The following is a 24063-nucleotide window of genomic DNA, read 5'->3' as shown; positions in this document are numbered from 1 at the left end:
GCAAGCTCCCTCGCCACAGGAGAGCTGGATGTCCGGGCTCGGCTCATTGCGCACATACCTCCCGCAGGCAACCGCGCAGCCAGCGATGGGCCAGGTCGGCGTCCAGGCGCGGGTGCCAGAGCATCGATACGGTGAAGTCCGGGAACACGAACGGCAGCGCAAAGCGGTAGAGGTCGCTGTGCAGGTTGGCGGTATGGCGCTCCGGCACGCTGGCGATCAGGTCGGTGCTGCGGGCCAGGGCCAGGGCGGTCGAGAAGCCGGCGACGATGGTCACCACGTCCCGGGTCAGCCCGAGCGCTTCAAGGGCTTGATGGATCTGGCCTTGATCACGGCCACGCCGGGACACGTAGATGTGCTGGCCTTCGGCGAAGCGCTGCGGCGTGACTTCGCCCTGGCTGAGCGGATGGCCCTTGCGCACCACGCCGATAAACCGGTCGCGGAACAGCGCCTGGGTCAGCACCTCGGGGCTGGCGCTGCTGTCGACCACGCCGGTTTCCAGGTCGACACTGCCATCGCGCAGCGGCGTGCTGCCTTTGTCCGGCTTGTGCACGAAGCGCAACCGCACGCCAGGCGCTTCCCGGGCGATCCGCGTCAACAGCGCCGGGCCGAAGTTTTCAACAAACCCGTCGCTGGTGCGCAAAGTGAAGGTACGTACCAGCTGGCTCACATCCAGCGTCGCAGCGGGTCGCAACACCGCTTCGGCGTCCTGCACCAACTGACTGACCTGTTCGCGCAACGCCAGAGCGCGCGGCGTAGGTACCAGGCCGCGGCCGGCACGGACCAACAACGGATCGCCGGTGGTTTCCCGCAGTCGCGCCAGCGCCCGGCTCATCGCCGACGGGCTCAGGCGCAAGCGTTGAGCGGCACGGGCGACGCTGCCTTCGGCGAGCAACACATCCAAGGTGACCAGCAGATTGAAATCAGGTGTCGACACGGCAAACCTCATAGGGCGTTTGGCGCACGTATAAAGTGCAAATGCTGCGCCTTCCGCCATGTTAGGTGACGGCGTAGATTTCTGACAGCGGTCAAACCCTGGAGCCTCTTGATGAAATCACCTGCACCCCGTGGCGCTCTCGTCGCCCTGTCACTGTCCATGTTGCTGGCGTCCTTGGGCACCAGCATCGCCAACGTCGGCCTGCCGAGCCTGGTGCAGGCGTTTGATGCATCGTTCCAGGCGGCGCAGTGGGTGGTGCTCGCCTACTTGCTGGCGATTACCGCGGTGATCGTCAGCGTCGGGCGACTGGGCGACCTGATGGGCCGCAGCCGCCTGCTCTTGGCCGGGTTGTTGCTTTTCACCGTTGCCTCGGCCCTGTGCGGCATGGCTCCGTCCCTCGGGCTGTTGATTGCGGCCCGCGCCCTGCAAGGCCTGGGCGCGGCGATCATGATGGCGATGACCATGGCGCTGGTGGGCGAGACCGTGGCCAAGGAGCGCACCGGCCGCGCCATGGGGTTGCTGGGCACGATGTCGGCCATGGGTACCGCGCTGGGGCCAAGCCTTGGCGGGGTGTTGATCGCGGGGTTTGGCTGGCGCGCGCTGTTTTTCATCACCGTGCCGCTGGGTTTGCTGACATTTGCCCTCGCCCGGCGCTATCTGCGCGTCGACCGCCATGGGCTACAGCCCGCGCAATCCAGGTTCAGTTTCTTGTCGACTTTACGGGATTCAACGCTAAGCGCTGGCCTGGCCATGAGCGCGCTGGTATCGGCGGTGATGATGGCGACCTTGGTGGTCGGGCCCTTCTACCTGACCCACGGTGCAGGCCTCGACCCTGCCTGGATGGGCCTGACAATGGCAGTCGGGCCCTGCGTTTCGGCATTGACGGGCATCCCTGCGGGACGTTTGACCGACCGTTTCGGCTGCGGCCCGATGACCATCGCCGGGCTGCTGGCGATGCTGGCGGGGTGCCTGCTGCTCTCGCTGGCGCCGCTGAACCTTGGGGTTGCCGGGTATATCACCCCGCTGATCATCCTCACCCTCGGCTACGCCCAGTTTCAGGCCGCCAACAACACCGCGGTGATGAGCGACGTACTGCCAGACCGCCGTGGCGTAGTCGCCGGCTTGCTCAACCTGTCGCGCAATGTGGGGCTGATCGCGGGCGCCTCGGCATTGGGTGCTGTCTTTGCGCACGTTTCAGGTGACCTCTCCACGGCCAGTCCCGCCGACGTGGGAAATGGGATGCAAGCCACGTTCGGCGTGGCATTGGCACTGATTGGTGTAGGTCTTGTCTTCGCCCTCCGCACCCGGTTCCGCGTAACACCTGTCTTGACAAGGTAAAATCGTAACGACTATTGTCTGACAACCTGATTACCAAGGTTTTCCCATGCTTGAGCTCCAGCGCCCTGATTCGCTCGTTATGCGCGTTGTCAGCGCCATTCGTGCAGAAATCGACTCCGGCCAACTGGCGCCCGAAGCGCGCCTGCCCACCGAACAGCAACTGGCTGAACAACTCAATGTCAGCCGTTCGGTGGTGCGCGAAGCGATTGCCCAGCTCAAGGCCGACGGCGTACTGACCGCACGGCGTGGCCTCGGCTCATTTATCTCGCAAACCCCGGCCGGCACCGTGTTCCGCTTCCCGGAAAAAAACGGTCGCCGCCCGGACCTGGCGCAAATGTTCGAAGTGCGCCTGTGGATCGAAACCCAGGCCGCCTCGATTGCCGCCCAACGCCGCGACGCCGCCGACCTGCAGCGCATGAAGACCGCCCTGCAGGAAATGCACGACAAACGCGCCGACTTCGACGCCGCCGCCCTGGCCGATGTGGAATTCCACCGCGCCATCGCCGAGGCCAGCAAGAACGACTATTTCGTGGCCTTCCATGACTTCCTCAGAAGCCAACTGGCCAGCGCCCGCAAGACCGCCTGGGAAAACTCCGCCACCCGCTTTGTCAGCGGCTCGGCCGATGCCACCCAGGAACACACCGCGCTCTACCAGGCCATCGTCGACGGTGATGCCCAAGGTGCTGCCGCCTGTGCCGAGGCTCACTTGCGCGCCGCAGCAAGGCGCCTGCATCTGGAACTGCCCGCTATCAATTGACCGATCCGAACCCGTTTAAAGCGTGCCGATGGCGCGCTGTTTTTTTAACAAAACCATTAGTCTGACAACCTGATAATCAGACTGAAATGCGTAGGTACTCAAAATAATGATTTATGACTTTTGCATCATCGGCGGCGGCATCGTCGGTTTGGCCACCGCGATGGAGTTGCTCAAGCGCCAGCCCAACGCCTCGCTGGTGATCCTGGAGAAGGAAAGCCTGTTGGCCAAGCACCAGACCGGCCATAACAGCGGCGTGATCCATGCCGGCATCTACTACGCGCCGGGCAGCCTCAAGGCCGACTTGTGCAAACGCGGCGCCGAAGCCACGAAGCAGTTCTGCACCGAGCACGGGATCAAGTTCGAGGTGTGCGGCAAGTTGCTGGTGGCTTCGACTGATCTGGAAGTACAACGGATGGAAGCGCTGTACGCCCGCTCGCAGCTCAACGGCATGAAAGTCGAACGCCTGGACGCCGACCAGTTGCGCCAGCGCGAACCGAACATCGTCGGGCTGGGCGGGCTATTTCTCGACGCCACCGGCATTGTCGATTACCGCGAAGTCTGCGAAACCATGGCCCGGGTGATTCGTCGCGCCGGCGGGGAAATCTGCCTGGAACGCACCGTCACTGCGATCGTCGAGGACACCGACAAAGTCACCGTCAGCACCCGGGGCGAAAGCTGGCAGGCCAGGCATCTGGTGGTGTGTGCAGGTTTGCAATCGGACCGCCTGGCCGTGATGGCCGGCGTCAAGATCGACCACCAGATCATCCCGTTCCGTGGCGAATACTTCCGCTTGCCGGAATCGAAGAACACCATCGTCAACCACCTGATCTACCCGATTCCCGACCCGGAGCTGCCCTTCCTCGGCGTGCACCTGACCCGCATGATCGACGGCAGCGTCACCGTTGGCCCGAATGCCGTACTCGGTCTGGGTCGCGAGAACTACCGCAAATTCTCGGTGAACTGGCGCGACGTGGCGCAGTACGCGAGCTTTCCGGGCTTCTGGAAAACCATCTGGAAGAACCTCGGTTCGGGCAGCGTCGAGATGAAGAACTCGCTGTTCAAGTCCGGCTACCTGGAGCAGTGCCGCAAGTACTGCCCATCGCTCAACATCGAAGACCTGCTGCCTTATGAAGCCGGCATCCGCGCCCAGGCCGTGATGCGCGACGGCACCCTGGTGCACGACTTCCTGTTCGCCCAGACCCCGCGAATGCTCCACGTGTGCAATGCGCCCTCACCCGCTGCCACCTCCGCGATTCCCATCGGCGCAATGATCGCCGACCGCATGTTCAAGCCCCACTGATGCACCGCACCACGCCTCACTTTGACAATAAATATAATGACTCATAAGGAAGTACAGAATGACGGCTACAGCCCGCACCCCGGACGTTGAAACCCCCGAGCAAACCAGGAAACGCCTGCGCAAAGTCGCGGCCGCGACGATCTTCGGTTCGATGCTGGAGTGGTATGATTTTTACCTGTACGCCACCATGGCGGCGATTGTGTTCTCGAAGATTTTCTTCGATAACAGCGACCCGAAAGCCGCTACGCTGATGGCGTTTTCCACCTTTGCCATCGGCTTCATCGCGCGCCCGTTCGGCGGCATTCTGTTTGGCTACCTGGGCGACAAGTTCGGGCGTAAACAAGTGCTGGTGCTGACCTTCTGCATGATGGGCGTGTGCACCACACTGATCGGGCTGATCCCCAGCTACGCCTCCATCGGCATCTGGGCGCCGATCGTGCTGGTGTTTATCCGCATCATCCAGGGCCTGGGGGCCGGTGCCGAACTGTCCGGCGCGGCGGTTACCTCCTACGAGCACGCCTCAGAAGGCAAGCGCGGCAGCCAGGGTGCATGGCCGGCGCTCGGGCTGAACCTGGGCTTGCTGCTGTCTTCGCTGACCGTGTACCTGCTGACCATCAACGGCAATGAATTCCTGCTGGCCGGCGGCTGGCGGATTCCGTTCATTTGCAGCATCGCGCTGGTGGGTGTGGGCCTGTGGGTGCGCAACAGCATCCCGGAAACCCCGGAATTCAAGGAACTGAGCAAGGAAACCGCAAAGGCCAAGGCCTCGCCGCTCAAGGCGCTGTTCAAGAACGACCTCAAGGGCCTGGCCGTGGTGTTCTTCGTGGCGATTGGCTACAACGCGTTGAGCTACATCTTCAAGACCTTTTCCCTGGCTTACCTCACCCAGTTCAAGGGTGTCGATGTGCACGTCACGTCGCTGTCGGTGACCATTGCCAGCCTGATCGCCATCGTCGCCGTGCCATGCTTCGGCTGGTTGTGCGACAAGTGGAGCAGCAAGACCGTGCTGATGCTCGGCGGCCTGCTGTCGCTGCTGTTTGCCTACCCGTTCCTTGCGCTGCTCAATACCGGTGAAAGCCTGATGATCTACGTCGCCATTGGCGTGGGCACCGGCATCCTCGCGCCGATGATGTTTGCGCCGCAGGGTTCGTTCCTGAGCCGCCAGTTCCCGACCCAGACCCGCTCCTCGGGCTTTGGCACCGGGCGGGAAATCGGCACCGCGATCGCAGGTGGCCTGGCGCCATTAGGGGCGTTGTCGATGGTGGCGGCGTCGGCCACTCACTCCACTGATGGCGTTGTGATAATCCTCGCGATCTCGTCCCTGCTGGTGGTGGTGTTCGCCTTGTGCGATCAGGGCCGTAAACACTCGGCATTCAAGAACTGAGGCAAAAAGTTCGGACCAACGGGTGCATGGATGCCCCTTCATCGCGCATCATGGGCACTTTCAAGCTCAAGGGAAACGTCCATGCGCGTTCTGTCATTGATGATGGGTCTTACGACGCTGGCCGCCAGTCTGGTGTTTACCGCCCAGGCGCAGGCGGGTGAAGAAAGCCTGTTGGTCGACTCGATCAATCAATACCGCAGCCAGGTCCAGCGCTGCGGCAACCAGGGTTCCCAGGAATTGCCACCGCTGGCCAGCGACACGCGGCTGGTGTTGCCGGTCAACAGTGTCGGCGACTTGCAGCAGGCGCTGGCGAGGGCGGCGTACCCGATGGTCAACGTCCAGGCCATCAGCCTGTCCGGGCCCAGGAACGCCGAAGCCGCGATGAAAGCCGTGCGCGAAAGTTTTTGCCGGGTGGTGCTCGACCCGCAGTTCATTGATATCGGCGTGAGCAACAGCGGCCAGGACTGGCGCATCGTGCTGGCCCGCCCGCTGCTGACCAGCGGCCTGGGCGAGACCCAGACCGAAGGCAAGAAGGTGCTCGACCTGATCAACACCGCCCGCCAGCAACCACGCCAATGTGGCGCCCAGGCCTTTGCCGCCACCACACCCCTGAGCTGGAACGAAGCACTCGCCAACGCCGCCGCCGGCCACGCGCGCAACATGGCCAACGGCAACTTCTTCGATCACCTGGACCACGATGGCCGCACCCCGGGTGACCGGGCTGAACTGGCAGGCTACATCGGCCAGCAGATCGGCGAGAACATCGCCGCCGGCATGGACACCCCACGCAAGGTGGTCGACGGCTGGCTGGCCAGCCCCGGGCACTGTGCCAACCTGATGAACCCGCAGTTCCGCGAAATGGGCGCCGCCTACGCCATGGACCCGAAAAGTGATGCCGGCATCTACTGGACCGGTTTGTTTGGCGTGCAGCAGCAATAACGGTTTGTATCCCAACGTATCTTCCCGGCGAGGCGACACACTGCGAGGTGCAGGGCCCCGGCGATGACACATTGCGGATACGCCGGCGCGGTTTCCTGTGCACACCGGCCCACCCCGGGCCACTTGCGAGGAAACCGTCATGTCCCAGAACAGCACCGTGCTCTACACCGGCAGAACCCACACCACCGGCGGGCGTGAAGGCGCGTCCCACAGCGATGACCTGCACCTGGACATCAAGCTGTCGCCGCCCGGCTCCAAGGCGCCCGGCACCAACCCCGAGCAACTGTTTGGTGCCGGCTGGTCCGCCTGCTTTATCGGCGCAATGGGCAAAGCCGCACAAACCCTTCACATCCGCCTGCCAGCCGACACGGCGGTGAGTGCCGAAGTGGACCTGGTGAACAGCCCGGAAGAAGGCTATTACCTGCAAGCGCGCCTGCGGGTCAGCCTGCCGGGTATCGAACACTCGGCGGCGCAGGCTCTGGTGGACCGTGCCCACCAGACGTGCCCGTATTCCAAGGCCACCCGCGGCAATATCGCGGTAACGATTACGGTGGCCTGAAGGGAGCTCAGCGAAGCATTATCCGGCCGAGACACTAAAGTGCCATCTAGTGGATAATCCCGCTGAACTGGCTGAGTCCCGGGATGTCTGTAGCTTGGCATCCCTACCTCAGCGAACCGTGGCAAGAAGGCGTTCACCGAATGACAAACTGGCTGCAAGGCGGCGGCGAAATGGCCGAACGGGTCCGGCATCACAACTGGGCCAATACGCCATTGGGGCCTTTGGAACACTGGCCGGACGTACTGAAGACCACCGTCGCCCTGTGCCTTGCCTCCAGTTTCCCCCAGGCGATCGTCTGGGGGCCTGCGCTGATCACGCTTTACAACGACGGGTTTATCCCGATTCTCGGCGACAAGCCTGATGCCCTCGGGCGGCCATTCAACGAGATCTGGCAGGAAGCCTGGCCCGAGATCAGTCCGATCGCGGATGCCGCCTTCGCAGGTGAAGCCACCTTTATCGAAAACTTCCCGCTGACGATCGAGCGCGGCGGCGCGCCGGAGCAGGCGTACTTCACCTTCTGCTACAGCCCGATCCGCGACGTACAGGGCAAGGTGGTCGGCATGCTCGACACCGTGACCGAAACCACCGCCACCGTGGTTTTGTCCCAGCGCCTGGCCGAGCTGAATGCAAGCCTGGAGCAGCGCGTCACCGAAAGGACCACCCTGCTGACCCAGACCGAAGCCGCCTTGCGTCAATCGCAAAAGCTTGAAGCCATCGGCCAGTTGACCGGTGGCGTGGCCCACGACTTCAACAACCTGCTGACCATCATTCGCTCATCCGTCGACTTCCTGCGGATGCCGAGCCTGTCCGAAGAGCGTCGCCAGCGCTACATGAGCGCGGTCACCGACACCGTGGACCGGGCCGGCAAATTGACCAGCCAGTTGCTCGCATTTGCCCGGCGCCAGCCGCTGAACCCGGAAGTGTTCGATGCAGGCCTGCGGGTGAAAAACATCGGCGAGATGCTCGAGACGGTGACTGGCGCGCGGATTCATGTGCACGTCGAACTGCCCGGGCAGCCATGCTACATCCGCGCCGACTCCAGCCAGTTTGAAACCGCCCTGATCAACATCGCCCTCAACGCCCGGGACGCGATGAACGGCCAGGGTAGCCTGACCCTGCGACTGGACGCCGATCAAGCACTGCCGAGCATCCGTGGTGACGCCGGTTCACGCCAGGCGTTCATCGCCATTTCACTCACCGACACCGGCAGCGGGATTCCCGGGGAGACGTTCGAGCGCATCTTCGAACCCTTCTTCACCACCAAGGAAGTCGGCAAGGGCACCGGCCTGGGACTGTCCCAGGTGTTCGGCTTCGCCAAGCAATCGGGCGGCAACGTCGATGTGGCCAGCCAGGTCGGCCAGGGCACGGTGTTTACCCTGTACTTGCCGCAAGTGGTACCTGAAGAGAGCTTCCAACGAGACACCCCGGACACCTGCGGGTTGATCACCGAATGCGCCCAGCGCCATATCCTGGTGGTGGAAGACAACCTGGAAGTGGGCCGCTTTGCCAATCAGATCCTCCAGGACCTCGGCTACCAGACCACCTGGGCAACCAATGCCGAACAGGCGCTGGAACTGGTCGGCGCAGACGCGTTGGGGTTCGATGCAGTGTTTTCCGATGTGGTGATGCCCGGCATCACCGGGGTGGTCCTGGCCAGGGAACTGCGACGCCGCCGGCCCGGCCTGCCGGTGGTACTGACCTCGGGCTATAGCGAGGAGCTGGCGGAAAGCGGCTATGAAGGCCTGGTGTTCCTGCCCAAGCCCTACTCGGCCGACCAGGTCTCACAGGTGCTGGCCAAGGCGCTGCTCAAGGGCTGAGGCCTATTCCGCGACGGCCACCTGGTTACGCCCGAGGGCCTTGGCGCGGTACAGCGCCTTGTCTGCGGTGTTCATCAGGCCGTGCAGGTCCTGGTCCACCGCGCGGGCCCAGGCCATGCCGAGGCTTGCGGTCAACCCCTGGACCGGCTCGCTGGTCAGCCCGGCGATGGCCTTGATCAACTGCTCGGCGATGTCCCGCCCGGTCTCCAGCGACGTATCCGGCAGCAGCACCGCAAACTCCTCGCCCCCCAGCCGCCCATACACATCGGCCTGGCGAAACGACGCGCTGATCACCCCGCCGATCTGGCGCAGCACCTGGTCCCCGGCCTGGTGCCCGTAGGTGTCATTGATGTCCTTGAAGTGGTCCATGTCCATCATCAGCGCGCACAACGGCTGCTGGTTATGCCGGCACTGTTCGTAGAGCAACTGTGCATGCTCGAAAAACGCCCGGCGGTTCATCAGGCCGGTGAGTTCGTCGGTTTGCGCGGCGCGGGCGGAGATGTTGTGGGCTCGTTCCATTTGCCGGGTCAGGCGAAAGGCTTTTTCCAGGGCATCCGACAGCTTGCGCGTGGCGCCACCGACAAACGAAGAGAACACCAGCACCGCCAGGGCCATGCCGACTTGCATCGACGACGGTTGAAACAGCAGCCACAGGGTGCACGGCAGCAGTACCAGGCCCATGGAGACTAGGGTCATGTAGCGATAGGCCGAATAACACGAGACTGCGCTGACCGACATGCCCACGGTGAACAACATCACCAGGGCCTGGGACAGGCGGTCGTCGGTGGGCATCAGGGCGAATGCGCCGATGCCCCAGACCCCGGCCGACAACATCAGCGTTACCCAGTAGCGCCGCTCCCAGCGCGCGGGGGTGCGTTCACTGCTGGGGCAGCGAAACCAGTCCATGAACATCCACACCCGCAGCAACGACGTCCCCGCCAATACCACCAGCCAGACCAGCATTACCCGGTGATCAAAACGTTCCCAGCACAGCCAGCACAGCATGGCGGCCGCCATATAACTGCCGAACACTGCAGAGAATGACTGGCGAAACAGCTGGTGCAATCGATCTGTTCGTACCTGCTCCTCGATGAAGCAATCCTGGTCCTGCCCACGCCCAAGGCCATTCATTTGGTCCGCCTGATCTTACTGCCGCGACAAAGTGCCATTGTGGCATCCTGCCAGTAGCCCTAACAACTGAATCAAGCGTGCTAGAGCGCCGAAAGCAGGATAAATATAGGTGAACACCTTCTCGCTCGCTCCAAGGATCAGAGTCCACCCATGAATACCCACCCGATAACCACCGAACGCCTGATTCTCAGGCCCGCAGCGGCCGACGATGTGGCCAGTGTATTTGCCATTTATGGCGATCCCGAGACCAACCGCTACAACCCGGCAGGCCCCTTTACCGATCTGGGCCAAGCCGAGGCCGCCCTGGCTCGCTGGCTGCTGCACTGGACAGAACATGGTTTTGGCCAATGGGCGATTGCCACACAAGAGGCGCCGGACTGCGTGATCGGCTTTGGTGGCATCACCTTGTACCCCTACAACGACGTTGAGCGGATCAACCTGGGCTACCGCTTTGCGGTCAGCGCCTGGGGCCAGGGCTTTGCAACCGAGATTGCCAGGGCGGCGTTGCAGTTTGCGTTTGTCGAGCTGGACCAGCCGCAGGTGTACGGCGTGGTGCGTCCGGCGCATATAGCATCGATCAAGGTGCTGGAGAAAATCGGCATGCAGTACATCGATGAGCTGGACGATGTACCCGGTCAGGCGCCGAGCCTGGTGTATGTGGCCCGGCGGGCCCTCTGACCTTTGTATCGCAGTGTGTCCAAACACCGCTGCGATACAAAACCTTTAACCCACGGGTTTTCTCGAAACAGACGGGATACACAACTACGTTCAACTGTGAGCCAGGCACACCACCCGCCGCCGGAGACTCACCATGCACACACAGTTGAACACCCCACCCCGCCGCCTGATGGGCGCGTCGCTGCTGGCCTTTGCGCTGTTGCAGTTCGGTGCCCTCGGCGTCGCCAGTGCACAGGACGCGCAAGCACCGGCGGCTGCCAGCGCAACTGCCCACAGCGCGCTCGGCCCGTTGAAGCATGTGAAAGCCGGCTTGCTGGATGTGGCCTACGCCGAAGTCGGCCCGGCCGATGGCCCGGTGGTGATCCTGCTGCATGGCTGGCCCTACGACATTGACAGCTACTCCGAGGTAGCGCCGCTGCTGGCTGCCCAGGGCTACCGGGTGCTGGTGCCTTACGCCCGCGGCTATGGCGATACCCATTTCCTGTCGGCAAAGACCCTGCGCAACGGCCAGCCGGCCGCCCTCGCCGTCGACCTGATCGACTTCATGGACGCGCTGAAGATCAAGCAGGCCGTGCTCGGCGGCTATGACTGGGGGGCGCGCACCGCCGACATCGTCTCGGCGTTGTGGCCTGAGCGGGTCAAGGCGCTGGTATCGGTCAGCGGCTACCTGATCGGCAACCAGGCCGCGGGCAAGAACCCATTGCCGCCCAAGGCCGAGTTGCAATGGTGGTACCAGTTCTACTTCGCCACCGATCGCGGCGCCGCCGGCTATGCGAAAAACACCCACGACTTCGCCAAGTTGATCTGGCAGATCGCCTCGCCAAAATGGGCATTCGACGACGCCACCTTCGACCGCAGCGCCAAAGGCCTGGACAACCCCGACCACGTCGCCGTATCGATCTTCAACTATCGCTGGCGCCTGGGGCTGGTGCAGGGCGAGAAAAAATACGCTGCGCTGGAGCAGAAACTCGCCACCGCCCCGTCCATCAACGTGCCCACCATCACCATGGAAGGCGACGCCAACGGCGCGCCGCACCCGGCCGCAGAGGACTATGCCAAACGCTTTACCGGCAAGTACGAATACCGCCTGATCAGCGGCGGCATCGGCCACAACCTGCCGCAGGAAGCACCGCAAGCCTTTGCCAAGGCTGTGATCGATGCGGACCACCTGTGATGAAGCGCCTGCATCTTGCTGCACTCGTCGCTGCAACAGCTGCCGTGGTGGCCACCGCTACCGGGTTCGCCTTTGGCGGCCCGGCCACCAGCGAGCCTTCGCCGATCTACGGCGTGACCATTCCCGACGGCTACCGTCAATGGGAGCTGATCGCGCCGGCCCAGGAAGCCGACCCGCTGAATGAACTGCGAGTGGTGCTGGGCAATAAAGTGGCGCTCAAGGCGTACCGCGACGGCACGCTGCCCTTCCCCGACGGCACCGTGCTGGCGAAACTGGCCTGGAAGCACGTGCAATCGCCCGAGTTCAAGACCGCGTCGATTCCCGGCGCGGCGACCACCGTGCAGTTCATGGTCAAGGACTCGAAGAAATACGCAGCGACCGGAGGCTGGGGCTTTGGACGGTTCATCAATGGCAAGCCGGTAGACCAGGCGCAGCATGAGACGTGCTTTGCCTGCCATCAGGCGCTGGTGAAGAACCACGATTATGTGTTCACCCGGCTGGCGCCTTAGCGCAATAGCCCTTTTCAACAACAAACGCCGTGGCGCTCACGCCCGGCTTCAGGCCCAACTCGGCCACCGCGTCGCGGGTCACGATGGAAAACACCTTCGAACCGCCCGCCAACTGCTCGCCGCCGGGCAGGGTCAACACCACTTCGGCATTGACCGCGCCGTGCTGGACCTGGCTGACCTGGCCTTTGAATACGTTGCGTGCACTGACTTTCATGGAAACGGTTCTTGTCTTGACTTGTAGGTTGGGAATTGCCGCGCATGGTTAAACGTTGCCTTGTGTAAAAACAACTATAGCGCCCTGCTCTGCCTGGAACCCCACGCCAATAAAGAAGGCCGCCCAATGGGCGGCCTTCATCTGGAGCAGTTACCGACGACTGATTAAAACAGCGCGTAGGTGTAGTTGAAGATCAGGCGAGTCTGATCCTGGTCGGCGGTGCCGGTGTTATGGCCGTGGTAGCTGCCGGTACGGAACGTAGTACCGAAGCCTTTCAGCGGGCCTTCCTGCACGACGTAATCAAGACGGAAATCGGTTTCGCGTTCCGACTGATCGCTGCCACCGGCAACCTTGGCCTTGATGTCGCTGCCGTTGAGGTAGGCAATCGAGGCTTTCAGGCCCGGCACCAGGGTTCTGAAGTCATACAGGTACTGACCGAAATTGACCTGCTCGCCCGCACGGGAGAACTGGCCAACCACCGCGTCGGTGAACAGGTAGAAGTCGGAACCGGCCGCGCCTTGGGCGGTTGGATCGGCGATGCTGCCCTGGTTGACCCAGACGAAGCCACCGTCATCACTCACGCCGATATGGCCGAGCATCAACTGGCTGCCGCCCAACTGATAGGTGAAGGCAGCACTGTAGGTTTTGTTGTCGACTTCACCGGCGTGCTTGGCATAGCCGCCGTTGTTGTTGAACGCATAGCCGGCCGAACCGTTTTTGCCGTCGCTGGTGCTGTCGAAATAACGCAGGTCGGTCTTGAACGACTGGTCATTGCCCAACGGCAATACGTGGACCAGGCCGAAATAGTTCTGTTTGTAGAAGTCTTCCAGGTTGGCGTAGTAGTACTGCAACGTCAGGTTTTTAGCGATGACGTTGTCAGAAGAACCAAACGGCTGGTAGTCGACACCACCGAAACGGAAGCTGTCGCTGTCGCGAGTGGCACCGGCCACGCTCAAGCCCGTGGAGTTGCTCGATGCACGACCTTCAGCCTTGTTCAGCTCGCCGCCGGTGAAGGTGACGTTGGGAATGTCCTTGGAAGTCAGGATGCCGCCGTCAAAGGTCTGCGGCGCGGCACGGCTGTCGTTGGACACCAGGATCGGCAGGATCGGCGCCAAACCACCGCCCACGTGCAATTCAGTCTGGGAAATACGGAATTTAACGTTGCCGGCTGCGCGACCGAAGCTGTCAGCAGGCTCGGTGCCATTATTCTTCACCGGGAAGAAGCTGTTGCCGTTACCCGACAGGCCATTGCCCGCTGCGTGGCCATCGCCACCGTCCAGACGCAACGCGCCGAAAGCCATCACGTCGAAACCTACGCCGACGGTGCCCTGGGTGTAACCGGATTTATAGTCGAAACGCAGTACTTGAGCCGCTTCCCGCAGGTCGTTCGCCGTGCCGGAGTGAACGTCGGCGTTGTAGTACATGGTGCGCGAACTGATCGAAGAATGACTGTCTTCGAGGAAGCCGCTATGGCCGTCACCCGTGCCGAGTGAGCCAAGACCAAAGCCGTCTGCGCTGGCGTGTTGTGCAAGGACAGCCGCCGTGATGGCCAACGCTAATGTAGAGAGTTTCATTTACTGCGCCCCTGTGAACATTATTTTTTTACTGTCCTTCGAGCGAATACCGTTGCGGCCCTGCAAACGCTGCGGATTGTGGCATGGGGCCGATGGCGCAGAATGTGAAATTTTTGTCATGTACCGATGAAAAAACCGTCATGAAAAGGCCGTACAAGCCGGCCTTTTTCGAGGGTTGAATGGCCTGCGGTTGTACGACAACCGCTACTGCGCCGTGCGTTGATCAGGCTGGAGTCGGTGGCGAAAATGCGAGAAATGGTAGGCAACCGCCAGCCACATAAACCATGCAGGCATCACGCAAAGGGCCAGGCGGGTATCTGGGCGAAGTGCCAGCAGGCAAAGTACGAACGCCAGGAAGCCAAGTGAAACCCACGCCAACGGTACGCCTCCGGGCATTTTGTAGAGGGATTTTTCATGTAGCTCCGGGCACTTTTTCCGATAGGCGATGTAGGACGCCAGGATGGTCGACCAGGTAAAGATCACCAGGATCGCCGAAACAGTGGAGACGATGGTAAAGGCCGTCATCACTTCCGGGACTATAAACAGCAGCAACAAGCCCAGCAGCATCAGGAAGGTGGTAAACGCCAGGCTGATAAACGGCACGCTGTTTTTCGACAGTCGTCGGAATATCCCGGGTGCGTCTCCCAGGTCCGCCAGGCCGAACAACATTCGACTCGCCGAAAACACCCCGCTGTTGGCCGAAGAAGCCGCTGAGGTCAGTACCACGAAATTCACAATCCCGGCGGCGGCGGGAAAGCCGGCCACCAGGAACAGCTCGACAAAGGGGCTCTTGCTGGGCGACACCTGCTCCCAGGATGTCACCGCAATGATGCAGGCCAAGGCCAGCACGTAGAACAGGATGATCCGCAGCGGAATCGAGTTGATTGCCTTGGGCAGTGTCTTCTCCGGCGAACGGGTTTCGGCCGCCGCCGTGCCGATCAACTCGGTACCGGCAAACGAGAAGATCGCCATCTGGAACCCGGCAAAGAAGCCGAACACGCCATTGGGAAACGCCGCCTGTTTATCCAGCAAATGATTCAGGGAAGCCGTGACGCCGGTGGGCGACACAAACGAGCTGGCAATCAACACCACGCTCACACTGATCAGGGTCACCACGGCGATGATCTTGATGATCGCAAACCAGAACTCCACCTCGCCGAACAGCCGCACCGTCAGCACATTCAAGGCAAACAGGGTCAGCAGCATTGCAATCGCCGGTATCCAGGCCGGCACGTGCGGGAACCAGTACTGGAAAAAGCCCCCGACCACCACCGCATCCCCCACCACCGCCACGCTCCAGCTCAGCCAGTACGACCAGCCAAGAAAAAACGCCGCACGCGGCCCCAGGTAGGCACCGGCAAAGTCGGCGAAGCTCTTGAAGTTCAGGTTGGACAGCAGCAGCTCACCCATGGCGCGCATCACGAAATACACAAACAGCCCGATGATCATGTAGATCAGGATGATCGAGGTGCCGGACAGCGCGATGATCTTGCCCGAGCCCATGAACAGGCCGGTGCCGATCGCACCGCCCATGGCCATCAGTTGGATATGGCGGTTGTTGAGGGTGCGTTGCAAAGCGGGCTTTTCAATCAGCCCGGGCACGGTTGTTTTCATCACAAAACCTCTTGTTATGTTTTTGAGTTTTGGCAGAAAAAAGTCAGGCGTTGTTTATTGTTGGAATGGCATCGGGATCAGGCGTGTTTGTTCTCGAAACCGTGCAGCACGTTGACCGCGTTGATGCCGATTTCATCGACCATGTAGCCGCCTTCCATCACAAACAGCGTGGGTACGCCGACGCTGGCGATGATCTCGCCGATGCCGAGGAAGTCGCGGCTTTCCAGCAGGAAATGGCTGATGGGGTCGTCCTTGAAGGTGTCGACGCCGAGGGAGATCACCAACACTTCCGGCGAGAACTTTCGCAGTTGAATGCAGGCGTCGAGCAGCGCATCTCTATAGGTGCTCCAACCGGTGTTTTTCGCCAGCGGGTAGTTGAGGTTAAAGCCCTCGCCCGCCCCTGCGCCGCGCTCGGAACCAAAGCCCGAATAGTAGGGATACGACACGGACGGTTCGCCATGCAGCGAGACGAACATCACGTCACTACGGTCGTAGAAAATGTTCTGCGTGCCGTTGCCGTGGTGGAAATCCACGTCCAGCACCGCAACACGCTTGGCGCCTTGAGTGATCGCCTGCTGCGCTGCGATGGCCGCGTTATTCAGGTAGCAATAACCGCCCATGTATTCCCGCGCTGCATGGTGGCCCGGTGGACGGCACAGGGCGAAGGCGCTGTTGTGGCCTTCATCAATCAATGCCAGGCCGGTGAGTGCGATATCGGCGCTGGTCTTCACCGCTTCCCAGGTGGTGCTGGTGATCGGTGAACCGGCATCCATCGCGAAAAACCCGAGCTTGCCGTCGATGAATTCCGGCACCTGCTCATTGGCCAGGTCCCGCACCGGCCACACCAGCGGCAAGGCGTCATGGGCACGGCCAATCGCCGTCCATTCGGCCCAGGCGGTTTCCAGGAAGGACACGTAGCGTTCGCTGTGGGCATTGACGTAACAGGCCCGGTCGAACGTGCGCGGCACGATGATATCGCCCAGCCCAACGTGCTTGACCCGATCACGCACCGTGTCGGCGCGGCTGGGTTGTTCGAAGGACGGCTTGAGCACGCCATCCTTGAGTTCGGTGCCATGGTGCAAACGATGAGAGTCGCTGAAAACAGTCAACATGAAAGACATCCACCCGTGAAAGACAGGTGATTATTTTGTTCTGGCTGCGGTGGGCTTTCTTTGCTTTTACGTGCGCCGATGCTAGCGTAATCGGGATTTTTTACCCCAAAGAGCCGCCATGAAGAAAAATAAAACCAGACAGGTCGCACTTGACGACACCGATCTCGCCATCCTCGCCTTGCTGCAGGAAGACGCGAGTATTTCCAACGCCGAACTCAGCGAGCGGCTGTCACTGAGCCTCACTCCATGCTGGCGACGGCGCAAGCGGCTGGAGGAAGAAGGCGTGATCAAGGACTACCAGGCCAACCTCGATCGCAAGATGCTGGGCCTGGAGATCATGGCGTTTGTGCATGTGCGGTTTGCCGTGCATTCCGACCATACGCCAGAGGACTTTGAGGCCGTGATCAAGGAGCTGCCACAGGTGCAGTCCTGCCACAAGATCACCGGGGATGCGGATTATCTGTTGCAGGTGTTGGCGGAGGATCTGGACGCGTACAGCGATTTTGTGGAGAGCGTGTTGCGGCGGCAGTTGGGGATTGCGTCGATTCAGTCGAGCCTGGCGTTGCGGGAGGTGAAGGCGACAAGTCGGGTGGCCATTCCGGGGCGGGTTGGGAAGTGATCCGATGCAAATACCATTGTGGCGAGGGAGCTTGCTCCCGTTGGACTGCGTAGCGGTCCTTTCTTTGGACGCGCTTAGCACCCCGGCAGGAGCAAGCTCCCTCGCTACAGGTCAAGCCATATCCCTGTAGTGTTTCCAACAAACAGCCGAAATCTGCCTTTACATGTAGCATTTACTACCAATACACTCATTCTCGCCAAGCCGTAGCAAAAACAACAAGGCGAGATATGACCAACCTACGTGACAAACTCACCGACGCCGCACTCAGCCCTACGCCTTCCGAGCGCAAGGTGATCCGTGCCCTCCTCGACCACTATCCACGCAGCGGCCTCGGTTCCATGGCGCGCCTGGCCGAACACGCCGGGGTCAGCGACCCGACCATCATGCGGTTGGTGAAGAAGCTCGGCTTCGGTGGCTATGCCGAATTCCAGGACGCCTTGCTCAGCGAAATGGACCACCGCCTGCGGTCCCCAATCACCCTGCTGCAACCCCGGGCGCACTCGTCCCAGGATGACGCCTGGGCCACTTACCTGCACGACTGCAACCGCGCCCTTCAGGAAACCCAGGCCCTGACCCAACCCGAAGACGTGCGCGTACTCACCGAATGGCTGCTGGATACCAAACACCAGGTGTTCTGCTTCGGCGGCCGGCTCAGCAGTTTTCTCGCGGGCTACCTGGTGAATCACTTGCGCCTGTTGCGTCCGGGCTGTCATTCCCTGGAAGACAACGCCCAGTTACCCGACCGAATCCATGACATCCAGCGCCAGGACCTGGTGCTGCTGTTCGACTACCGCCGCTACCAGACCCAGGCCTTGCGCGTGGCAACCGCCGCCAAGGCGCGGGGCGCGCGGGTGGTGTTGTTCACCGACATTTATGCCTCGCCGCTGCGGGAATTGGCCGACTTGATCATCAGCTCCCCAGTGGAATCGGTGTCGGCCTTTGACACGATGGTGCCCGCCCTCGCGCAGGTAGAAGCCCTGATCGCCACCCTCACACAACACAGCAATGGCCTGGATGCCCGCCTGGAAGGGATCGATGCCCTTCGCACGGAATTCGCCGCTCACCTTTTGGAGGAAAAATAACAATGTTCACGCTCCCCCATCATTCGCCCCGCGATCTTCCGTTCACCGCGGGCAACACCGCCTTGCTGCTGGTGGACATGCAACGTGCCTGGCTCGACCCGGCACTCGACCCGCATTTGCAGGGCCCGCACGCAGCATATTTCCTGGGTCGTGCTCGGGAAACGGTGATCCCCAATCAAGTCCGGCTGTTGAATGCGGTGCGCGAAGCCCGGCAAAACGTGCTGCACACCATCATCGAAAGCCTCACGGCGGATGGCCGCGATCGCTCGCTGGATCACAAGCTGTCGGACATGCATTTGCCCAAGGGCAGCTACCAGGCCGGCGTGATTGACGAGTTGACGCCCATTGAAAATGAAATCGTGCTGCCCAAGACGTCGTCCGGGGTCTTCAACTCCACCAACATCGATTACGTGCTGCGCAATCTGGAAACCCGGCACCTGATCATCGCCGGCATCGTTACCGACCAGTGCGTCGACATGGCCGTGCGTGACGCCGCAGACCGTGGCTATCTGGTGACCCTGATCGAAGATGCCTGCGCCACTTACACCTTCGAACGGCATCACGCGTGCCTCGAGGCGATCAAGGGTTATTGCTGGATCACCGACACCCAAACCGTGATCAACCGTTTGCAGGAGTTGCGCCCGTGAGCCTGATCCAGCCAACGGCAATGACCACTATCGTCACCACCGACCTGATTGGTGTGACTCGCGGACGTTCGTTTCCCACGGACGAGCTTGAGAGTTATCAGCAAGCCGGTGTGGGTTGGGTGCCGGCCAACAGTGCGCTGACGCCTCAGGACCGGGTGGCGGAGAATAATCCCTGGGGCTCCTGCGGCGATTTGCGCCTGATCCCGGACATGAATACCCGCGTGCAGGTGCCCAACGGCCCGGACGCCAATGCGCCGGGCCTGGATTTTATCCACGCCGATATCTGCGAAACCGACGGCCAGCCCTGGGCGGCCTGCCCGCGCACGATGTTGCGCAACGAGATCCAGCGTTATCGCGACGAGCTGGGGCTTGAGGTGACTGCCGCGTTCGAACATGAGTTCAACCTCGGCTACAAGGCCCCTGACAACGCTCACCATGCCTTCTCGCTTTCCGCCCAGCATCACGCCGCGTCTTTCGGCGGCTGGCTGTTGAGCGCGCTGAAGGCGGCCGGCGTCGAACCGGAGATGTTTTTGCCGGAGTATGGCAAGGCGCAATACGAAGTCACCTGCCGTCCCACTCAAGGTGTGGCCGCAGCCGATCGCGCGGTGAATGTGCGGGAGATCACCCGTGAAATCGCGCGCCAGATGGGCCTGGATATCAGCTTCTCGCCCAAGCTCGAAGCCGATGGCGTGAGCAACGGCGTGCACCTGCATATCAGCTTGCAGGATCCAGCCGGAAACGCGGTGATGTACGACGCGCAAAGCAGCAACGGGCTGTCCGAAAAAGGCCGGCAGTGGGCGGCGGGCGTGTTGAAATTCCTGCCCGCGTTATGCGCCTTCAGCGCGCCCACGCCGATTTCCTACCTGCGCTTGAAGCCTCATCACTGGAGTGCGTCCTACGCCAACCTGGGCCAGCGCAATCGCGAAGCGTCACTGCGGATTTGCCCGACCATCACCATCGGCGGCAAGTCCCCGGCCAGGCAATACAACCTGGAGTTCCGCCCGCTGGACGCAACCGCCTCACCGCACCTGAGCATGGCCGCCGTGCTGATTGCCGGCCGCCTGGGCCTCCAGCAAAAGCTCACGCTGGACAGTTCCTCCGATGAAGACCCGGAGTCCATGAGCGATGAACAACGCCAGGCGCGGCATATCCTCGCCCTGCCCGACACCCTAGAAGACGCCCTCGCCAGCCTGCGCAACAACCCGCAGTTGCTGGACCAATTGCCGCCACTGCTGATGGATGCCTACTTCGCCCTGAAAGCCGAAGAGCTCAAATCCACCGAGAAACTGACGCCTGCCGAACTCTGTGATCACTATGCCCGCCTTTACTGATTCCCCCGAACACGGCCTGTTCAAGAAACCGGTATACCGGGTCAGCCGGCAAGAGTCCGAGCACCCGGTGATTCTGGTTTGCGAACATGCCAGTTCCTACATCCCCACGGAACTGAACGCCCTGGGCCTGAACGATGAAGCGGCAAAGGAGCATATCGCCTGGGACATCGGTGCGCTGAAACTGGCGGAACGACTCTCGAGGGCCCTGGATGCCACGTTGATCTCGGCCGCCTATTCGCGCTTGCTGATCGACCTCAATCGCCCGCTGGAAGCCCCCGACAGCATTCCGCCACGCAGCGAAATCTACGACGTGCCAGGCAACCGGGAACTTCCTGACATCGTTCGCCAGTATCGCCAGGAGCGCTTGTTCACACCCTTTCACCAGCGCTTGAGCGCCCTGATCGATGCGCGACTGGCGCAAGGTCGCGAAGTGCGCATCGTGGCCGTCCACAGCTTCACCCCGATTTACCACGGCCAACCCCGCCCGCTCGAGGCCGGCGTGTTGTTTGCCGGCGCCGCCGCCTATGCCGAAGGGATTCTGCAAGGGTTGGCCGCCCAGGGCTTGAACGTTGCCGCCAACCAGCCTTACGAAGTGGATGTGCTCGGTGACATGACCGTGCCGTTCCACGGTGATCAGCGCGGCATTGAGGCCGTGCTGCTGGAGGTCAGGAACGACCTGCTGCGAACGCCCCATGCGCTGCAGTCATGGGCGGACTATCTGGCTCCACTGCTGTAGCTGCTGTTGGCTGGACCGGTCTTACAACTATAAAAAAACCGCCTGGGCGTCTTTTAACCTGCCGGGTTCAAGAACATGTTCGGCCGCTTTGGCGGCTGCGCATTCGCCTTACTTCATACGGAAGTACCCCATCATGGCAATTGAAGAGTTTGGCTATAAACAAGAACTGAAGCGCAGCCTGTCCCTTACGGACCTGGTGATCTACGGGATGATCTTCATGATCCCCATCGCGCCCTTTGGCGTGTATGGCTATGTGAACAGCGAAGCGCCCGGCATGGTACCGCTGGCCTATATCGTCGGCATGGTGGCAATGCTGTTTACCGCGTTGAGCTACGGCAGCATGGCGCGGGCGTTCCCGATTGCCGGCTCGGTGTATTCCTACGCCCAGCGCGGGCTGAATCCAGGTGTCGGGTTTATTGCCGGTTGGCTGCTGTTGCTCGATTACCTGCTGATCCCGCCGTTACTGTATATCTATGCCGCGATTGCGCTGAACCACTTGTACCCCGAGATTCCGAAGACCGCATTTATCCTGGCGTTCCTGGTCAGTGCCACCCTGGTCAACCTGCGCGGTATGACGTTTACCGCGCGCATGAACATCGTGTTCCTGCTGGCGCAACTGGTGGTGCTGGGGATTTTCCTAGTGTGTGCCTGGAAGGCTCTGCACGGGGGTGCCGGCAACGGCCACCTGACGCTGGCGCCGCTGTACAACCCCACAGGATTCAACTTTGGGTTGCTGATGCAGGGCGTTTCAATCGCGGTGCTGTCGTTCCTGGGCTTTGACGCGATTTCCACCCTGGCGGAAGAAACCAGAGGCGATGCCGGGCGCAGTGTGGGCCGGGCCGCGCTGATCAGTTTGCTGGTAATGGGCGCGATTTTCGTGGCGCAAACCTGGCTGGCAACCGACCTTGCGGCAGGCATGGGCTTCACGTCCGCCGACTCGGCTTTTTACGAAATTGCAGCCATTGCCGGCGGCAGCTGGCTGGCTTCGCTGACGGCGATTGCCACGGCGTTGGCGTGGGGTGTGGCGGTGTCCATCACCTCGCAGGCAGCAGTGTCGCGACTGCTGTTCGGCATGGCCCGGGATGGCAAGCTTCCGGGAATCCTGGCCAGGGTCCATCCGAAATACAGCACGCCATACCTGAGCATTTACCTGGTGGGCGTGCTGTCGCTGGTCATCTGCTACTTCTTCATCGACACCGTGGACACCCTCACCTCACTGGTGAATTTCGGCGCCCTGAGCGGCTTCATGATCCTGCACATCACCGTGATCAACTACTACTGGCGGCGCATGCAGTCGCGCAATGTGTGGCGGCACCTGATCACGCCGGTGCTGGGCTTTGTGATCACCTTCGCGATCATGTTCAACATGGGACTGCAGGCACAGAAGCTCGGGATTGGCTGGGTCGTGATCGGGCTGGTCTACCTGTGGTTCCTCAGCCGCAAGGGCGCGAGCCTGGTGCTGTCCAAGGACATCTGACGGCTAGTGCAGTGACTGCTGCAGAAACTCACTGATCAAGCTGAGTACCTGCTGCTGGATCTGCGGCTTGGGACGAGCACCCTTGGCATCCAGGCAAATGAAGCCTTCGCCGGGGTCGCTCTGTTCAATCCGCTCCACCGCGCCCGGCTTGCAGATGGGCAGGAAGCTGAAGTGCGTGGCGTCGCTGATTTCCACGTAGCGCGAAGTCTTCTGCGGCAGGCGCTTGGCCAAGTCGGCCGACTCGAGTGCGGCGGGCAATTCCGGCGATGGCGTGCCCGCCGCAATCACCAGCGTGGGGCGGTTCAGCGCCGCGAGGCTGGCATCGCTGAAGCCGCGGGCGAATCCCAGGTCCAGGGAAACAATGGCCGCCACGCGCGGGTCGCTCAAGTCACCGGCCAGTCGCTGCCTCGCCTGCTCGGTGCGACCAACCTCAAGTTGTTCGTAGGCCTTGCAAGGGGCAATTTCCGGATGCAACTTGCAGTCCTCGGTAAAGCGCTGCGGATCAAAGCGGGCACCGCCGACTTCGAGTGCGGTCCAGCCACCGAGGGAGTGGCCGACGACGGCGATCTTGCGTTGGGCCACCGCGCCGAAGCGTTTCGGCTGGGCAATCACGGCATCAATCACCCGATGGATATCGAGGGGCCGTTTCCACAGCTCGGAAGCGGCCGGCTGTGTGCGGTCCTTGCTGGTGGTGCCGGGGTGGTTGGGCGAGGCGACGATATAACCCTGCCCGGCCAACGCACTGGCGAGCCAGGACTGGTTGATCCAGTTGCCGAAGATGCCGTGGGAGATCACCACCAACGGATGCTCGCCGGCGGCCGGTGCGGCGTCCTTCAAGGCCGGCGCGCCGACAAACACCGGATTGTCAGCAATCAGTTCTGGTGTGCCGGAAGCATGGGTCGGGTACCACACCGCCACCTGCAACGGCCTGCCGTGCTCCGCGTCGGGAATCACTATTTCCTGGAAGCCGATCCGAACCTCATTGGCCTGGGCCAGACCGGTTACAACCGTCAACAACAGCGCAGCACACAGCGTTTTCATCCTTGAGTTCCCTAAGTGGCTAAGCGCCATATTCTGGCATGGCCGTCATGGGAAAGCAGGTGGGAAATCAATGCGCGTATAAATCATCAGGCTATG

23 protein-coding genes are annotated in these 24063 nt (G+C 61.6%); 16 read left to right on the top strand and 7 right to left on the bottom strand.

Translation table 11 applies throughout. The annotated features are described in order from the left end of the window. Positions 1-43 precede the first annotated feature (43 nt). Positions 44-934 carry a LysR family transcriptional regulator gene (locus tag HX815_RS26650; protein ID WP_003215222.1) on the bottom strand — a complete coding sequence of 297 codons (891 nt, stop codon included), beginning with the start codon at positions 932-934 and terminating at the stop codon, positions 44-46. A gap of 111 nt (positions 935-1045) precedes the next feature. On the opposite strand from HX815_RS26650, the gene HX815_RS26645 reads away from it, so the two are divergent. From HX815_RS26645 to HX815_RS26615, 7 genes are all read left to right on the top strand, one after another. Continuing rightward, positions 1046-2272, top strand: coding sequence for an MFS transporter (locus HX815_RS26645; RefSeq protein WP_177029157.1), 1227 nt, complete (start codon positions 1046-1048; stop codon positions 2270-2272). A 46-nt stretch (positions 2273-2318) separates the two neighbouring features. After that, positions 2319-3029 carry a FadR/GntR family transcriptional regulator gene (locus HX815_RS26640; protein WP_008436372.1) on the top strand — a complete coding sequence of 237 codons (711 nt, stop codon included), beginning with the start codon at positions 2319-2321 and terminating at the stop codon, positions 3027-3029. A gap of 106 nt (positions 3030-3135) precedes the next feature. Continuing rightward, entirely contained in the window at positions 3136-4329 is a 1194-nt protein-coding gene (lhgO, locus tag HX815_RS26635; RefSeq protein ID WP_177029156.1) for an L-2-hydroxyglutarate oxidase, read from the top strand. Between the two features lie 58 nt (positions 4330-4387). Continuing rightward, positions 4388-5713 (top strand): MFS transporter, encoded by a 1326-nt coding sequence (locus HX815_RS26630; RefSeq protein ID WP_008436370.1) that lies wholly within the window; start codon positions 4388-4390, stop codon positions 5711-5713. Positions 5714-5794: 81 nt separating this feature from the next. Beyond that, positions 5795-6652 carry a CAP domain-containing protein gene (locus HX815_RS26625; protein ID WP_003215212.1) on the top strand — a complete coding sequence of 286 codons (858 nt, stop codon included), beginning with the start codon at positions 5795-5797 and terminating at the stop codon, positions 6650-6652. Between the two features lie 139 nt (positions 6653-6791). Continuing rightward, a complete protein-coding gene (locus HX815_RS26620) occupies positions 6792-7211 on the top strand; it encodes an organic hydroperoxide resistance protein (RefSeq protein WP_177029155.1) in 420 nt (139 codons plus the stop codon). Positions 7212-7351: 140 nt separating this feature from the next. After that, a complete protein-coding gene (locus tag HX815_RS26615) occupies positions 7352-9028 on the top strand; it encodes an ATP-binding protein (protein WP_177029154.1) in 1677 nt (558 codons plus the stop codon). A gap of 3 nt (positions 9029-9031) precedes the next feature. Here HX815_RS26615 and HX815_RS26610 read toward each other — a convergent pair whose 3' ends face one another. After that, positions 9032-10159 (bottom strand): diguanylate cyclase, encoded by a 1128-nt coding sequence (locus tag HX815_RS26610; RefSeq protein ID WP_177029153.1) that lies wholly within the window; start codon positions 10157-10159, stop codon positions 9032-9034. A gap of 150 nt (positions 10160-10309) precedes the next feature. Between HX815_RS26610 and HX815_RS26605 the strand changes: the two genes are divergently transcribed. The 3 genes from HX815_RS26605 (at position 10310) to HX815_RS26595 (ending at position 12520) form a co-directional block, all read left to right on the top strand. Continuing rightward, positions 10310-10837 (top strand): GNAT family N-acetyltransferase, encoded by a 528-nt coding sequence (locus HX815_RS26605; RefSeq protein ID WP_177029152.1) that lies wholly within the window; start codon positions 10310-10312, stop codon positions 10835-10837. Positions 10838-10970: 133 nt separating this feature from the next. Then, the gene (locus tag HX815_RS26600) at positions 10971-12011 is read left to right on the top strand and encodes an alpha/beta fold hydrolase (protein ID WP_003215199.1); all 1041 of its coding nucleotides are present in this window, start codon (positions 10971-10973) and stop codon (positions 12009-12011) included. Beyond that, entirely contained in the window at positions 12011-12520 is a 510-nt protein-coding gene (locus tag HX815_RS26595) for a cytochrome P460 family protein (protein ID WP_003215197.1), read from the top strand. The genes HX815_RS26600 and HX815_RS26595 overlap by 1 nt, the downstream gene beginning before the upstream one ends. Here the strand turns inward: HX815_RS26595 and HX815_RS26590 are convergent. The 4 genes from HX815_RS26590 to HX815_RS26575 form a co-directional block, all read right to left on the bottom strand. Then, positions 12501-12734 (bottom strand): molybdopterin-binding protein, encoded by a 234-nt coding sequence (locus HX815_RS26590; RefSeq protein WP_008436351.1) that lies wholly within the window; start codon positions 12732-12734, stop codon positions 12501-12503. The two genes, HX815_RS26595 and HX815_RS26590, sit on opposite strands and share 20 nt — an antisense overlap. 164 nt (positions 12735-12898) lie before the next feature. Further along, a complete protein-coding gene (locus tag HX815_RS26585) occupies positions 12899-14308 on the bottom strand; it encodes an OprD family outer membrane porin (RefSeq protein WP_023658889.1) in 1410 nt (469 codons plus the stop codon). Between the two features lie 204 nt (positions 14309-14512). Beyond that, positions 14513-15922, bottom strand: coding sequence for an amino acid permease (locus HX815_RS26580; RefSeq protein WP_102369195.1), 1410 nt, complete (start codon positions 15920-15922; stop codon positions 14513-14515). A 77-nt stretch (positions 15923-15999) separates the two neighbouring features. Then, the gene (locus HX815_RS26575; RefSeq protein WP_177029151.1) at positions 16000-17034 is read right to left on the bottom strand and encodes a histone deacetylase family protein; all 1035 of its coding nucleotides are present in this window, start codon (positions 17032-17034) and stop codon (positions 16000-16002) included. A 118-nt stretch (positions 17035-17152) separates the two neighbouring features. Between HX815_RS26575 and HX815_RS26570 the strand changes: the two genes are divergently transcribed. The 6 genes from HX815_RS26570 to HX815_RS26545 all read left to right on the top strand — a co-directional run bounded on the left by HX815_RS26570 (position 17153) and on the right by HX815_RS26545 (position 22926). Next, positions 17153-17653, top strand: a complete 501-nt coding sequence (locus HX815_RS26570) for an Lrp/AsnC family transcriptional regulator (protein ID WP_008436349.1) — start codon at positions 17153-17155, stop codon at positions 17651-17653. A 227-nt stretch (positions 17654-17880) separates the two neighbouring features. Further along, the gene (locus tag HX815_RS26565) at positions 17881-18735 is read left to right on the top strand and encodes a MurR/RpiR family transcriptional regulator (RefSeq protein ID WP_003215184.1); all 855 of its coding nucleotides are present in this window, start codon (positions 17881-17883) and stop codon (positions 18733-18735) included. A 2-nt stretch (positions 18736-18737) separates the two neighbouring features. After that, complete coding sequence (locus HX815_RS26560; protein ID WP_003215182.1) at positions 18738-19382, top strand: isochorismatase family cysteine hydrolase; 645 nt, start codon at positions 18738-18740, stop codon at positions 19380-19382. After that, positions 19379-20713 carry a glutamine synthetase family protein gene (locus HX815_RS26555; protein WP_338739499.1) on the top strand — a complete coding sequence of 445 codons (1335 nt, stop codon included), beginning with the start codon at positions 19379-19381 and terminating at the stop codon, positions 20711-20713. Before HX815_RS26560 ends, HX815_RS26555 begins: the two co-directional genes overlap by 4 nt. Next, positions 20697-21449, top strand: a complete 753-nt coding sequence (locus HX815_RS26550; protein WP_003215178.1) for an N-formylglutamate amidohydrolase — start codon at positions 20697-20699, stop codon at positions 21447-21449. Before HX815_RS26555 ends, HX815_RS26550 begins: the two co-directional genes overlap by 17 nt. A gap of 133 nt (positions 21450-21582) precedes the next feature. Continuing rightward, positions 21583-22926 (top strand): APC family permease, encoded by a 1344-nt coding sequence (locus HX815_RS26545; RefSeq protein ID WP_177029150.1) that lies wholly within the window; start codon positions 21583-21585, stop codon positions 22924-22926. A 3-nt stretch (positions 22927-22929) separates the two neighbouring features. Here HX815_RS26545 and HX815_RS26540 read toward each other — a convergent pair whose 3' ends face one another. Continuing rightward, a complete protein-coding gene (locus HX815_RS26540) occupies positions 22930-23967 on the bottom strand; it encodes an alpha/beta fold hydrolase (RefSeq protein ID WP_177029149.1) in 1038 nt (345 codons plus the stop codon). Positions 23968-24063 lie beyond the last annotated feature (96 nt).

Source organism: Pseudomonas sp. E6002 (genome assembly GCF_013385565.1).
Taxonomy (GTDB): domain Bacteria; phylum Pseudomonadota; class Gammaproteobacteria; order Pseudomonadales; family Pseudomonadaceae; genus Aquipseudomonas.
Note: the sequence above shows the minus strand (reverse complement) of the source record. Positions and strands in the feature narration are given on the sequence as shown.

Bases quoted from the DNA above. Each gene is read 5' to 3' on its own strand.
- HX815_RS26545 (WP_177029150.1), top strand. From the start codon at position 21,583: ATGGCAATTGAAGAGTTTGGCTATAAACAAGAACTGAAGCGCAGCCTG.
- HX815_RS26645 (WP_177029157.1), top strand. From the start codon at position 1,046: ATGAAATCACCTGCACCCCGTGGCGCTCTCGTCGCCCTGTCACTGTCC.
- HX815_RS26620 (WP_177029155.1), top strand. From the start codon at position 6,792: ATGTCCCAGAACAGCACCGTGCTCTACACCGGCAGAACCCACACCACC.
- HX815_RS26560 (WP_003215182.1), top strand. From the start codon at position 18,738: ATGTTCACGCTCCCCCATCATTCGCCCCGCGATCTTCCGTTCACCGCG.
- HX815_RS26585 (WP_023658889.1), bottom strand. From the start codon at position 14,308: ATGAAACTCTCTACATTAGCGTTGGCCATCACGGCGGCTGTCCTTGCA.
- HX815_RS26540 (WP_177029149.1), bottom strand. From the start codon at position 23,967: ATGAAAACGCTGTGTGCTGCGCTGTTGTTGACGGTTGTAACCGGTCTG.
- HX815_RS26630 (WP_008436370.1), top strand. From the start codon at position 4,388: ATGACGGCTACAGCCCGCACCCCGGACGTTGAAACCCCCGAGCAAACC.
- lhgO (WP_177029156.1), top strand. From the start codon at position 3,136: ATGATTTATGACTTTTGCATCATCGGCGGCGGCATCGTCGGTTTGGCC.
- HX815_RS26570 (WP_008436349.1), top strand. From the start codon at position 17,153: ATGAAGAAAAATAAAACCAGACAGGTCGCACTTGACGACACCGATCTC.
- HX815_RS26600 (WP_003215199.1), top strand. From the start codon at position 10,971: ATGCACACACAGTTGAACACCCCACCCCGCCGCCTGATGGGCGCGTCG.
- HX815_RS26610 (WP_177029153.1), bottom strand. From the start codon at position 10,159: ATGAATGGCCTTGGGCGTGGGCAGGACCAGGATTGCTTCATCGAGGAG.
- HX815_RS26615 (WP_177029154.1), top strand. From the start codon at position 7,352: ATGACAAACTGGCTGCAAGGCGGCGGCGAAATGGCCGAACGGGTCCGG.
- HX815_RS26590 (WP_008436351.1), bottom strand. From the start codon at position 12,734: ATGAAAGTCAGTGCACGCAACGTATTCAAAGGCCAGGTCAGCCAGGTC.
- HX815_RS26550 (WP_003215178.1), top strand. From the start codon at position 20,697: ATGCCCGCCTTTACTGATTCCCCCGAACACGGCCTGTTCAAGAAACCG.
- HX815_RS26605 (WP_177029152.1), top strand. From the start codon at position 10,310: ATGAATACCCACCCGATAACCACCGAACGCCTGATTCTCAGGCCCGCA.
- HX815_RS26565 (WP_003215184.1), top strand. From the start codon at position 17,881: ATGACCAACCTACGTGACAAACTCACCGACGCCGCACTCAGCCCTACG.
- HX815_RS26625 (WP_003215212.1), top strand. From the start codon at position 5,795: ATGCGCGTTCTGTCATTGATGATGGGTCTTACGACGCTGGCCGCCAGT.
- HX815_RS26640 (WP_008436372.1), top strand. From the start codon at position 2,319: ATGCTTGAGCTCCAGCGCCCTGATTCGCTCGTTATGCGCGTTGTCAGC.
- HX815_RS26580 (WP_102369195.1), bottom strand. From the start codon at position 15,922: ATGAAAACAACCGTGCCCGGGCTGATTGAAAAGCCCGCTTTGCAACGC.
- HX815_RS26595 (WP_003215197.1), top strand. From the start codon at position 12,011: ATGAAGCGCCTGCATCTTGCTGCACTCGTCGCTGCAACAGCTGCCGTG.
- HX815_RS26575 (WP_177029151.1), bottom strand. From the start codon at position 17,034: ATGTTGACTGTTTTCAGCGACTCTCATCGTTTGCACCATGGCACCGAA.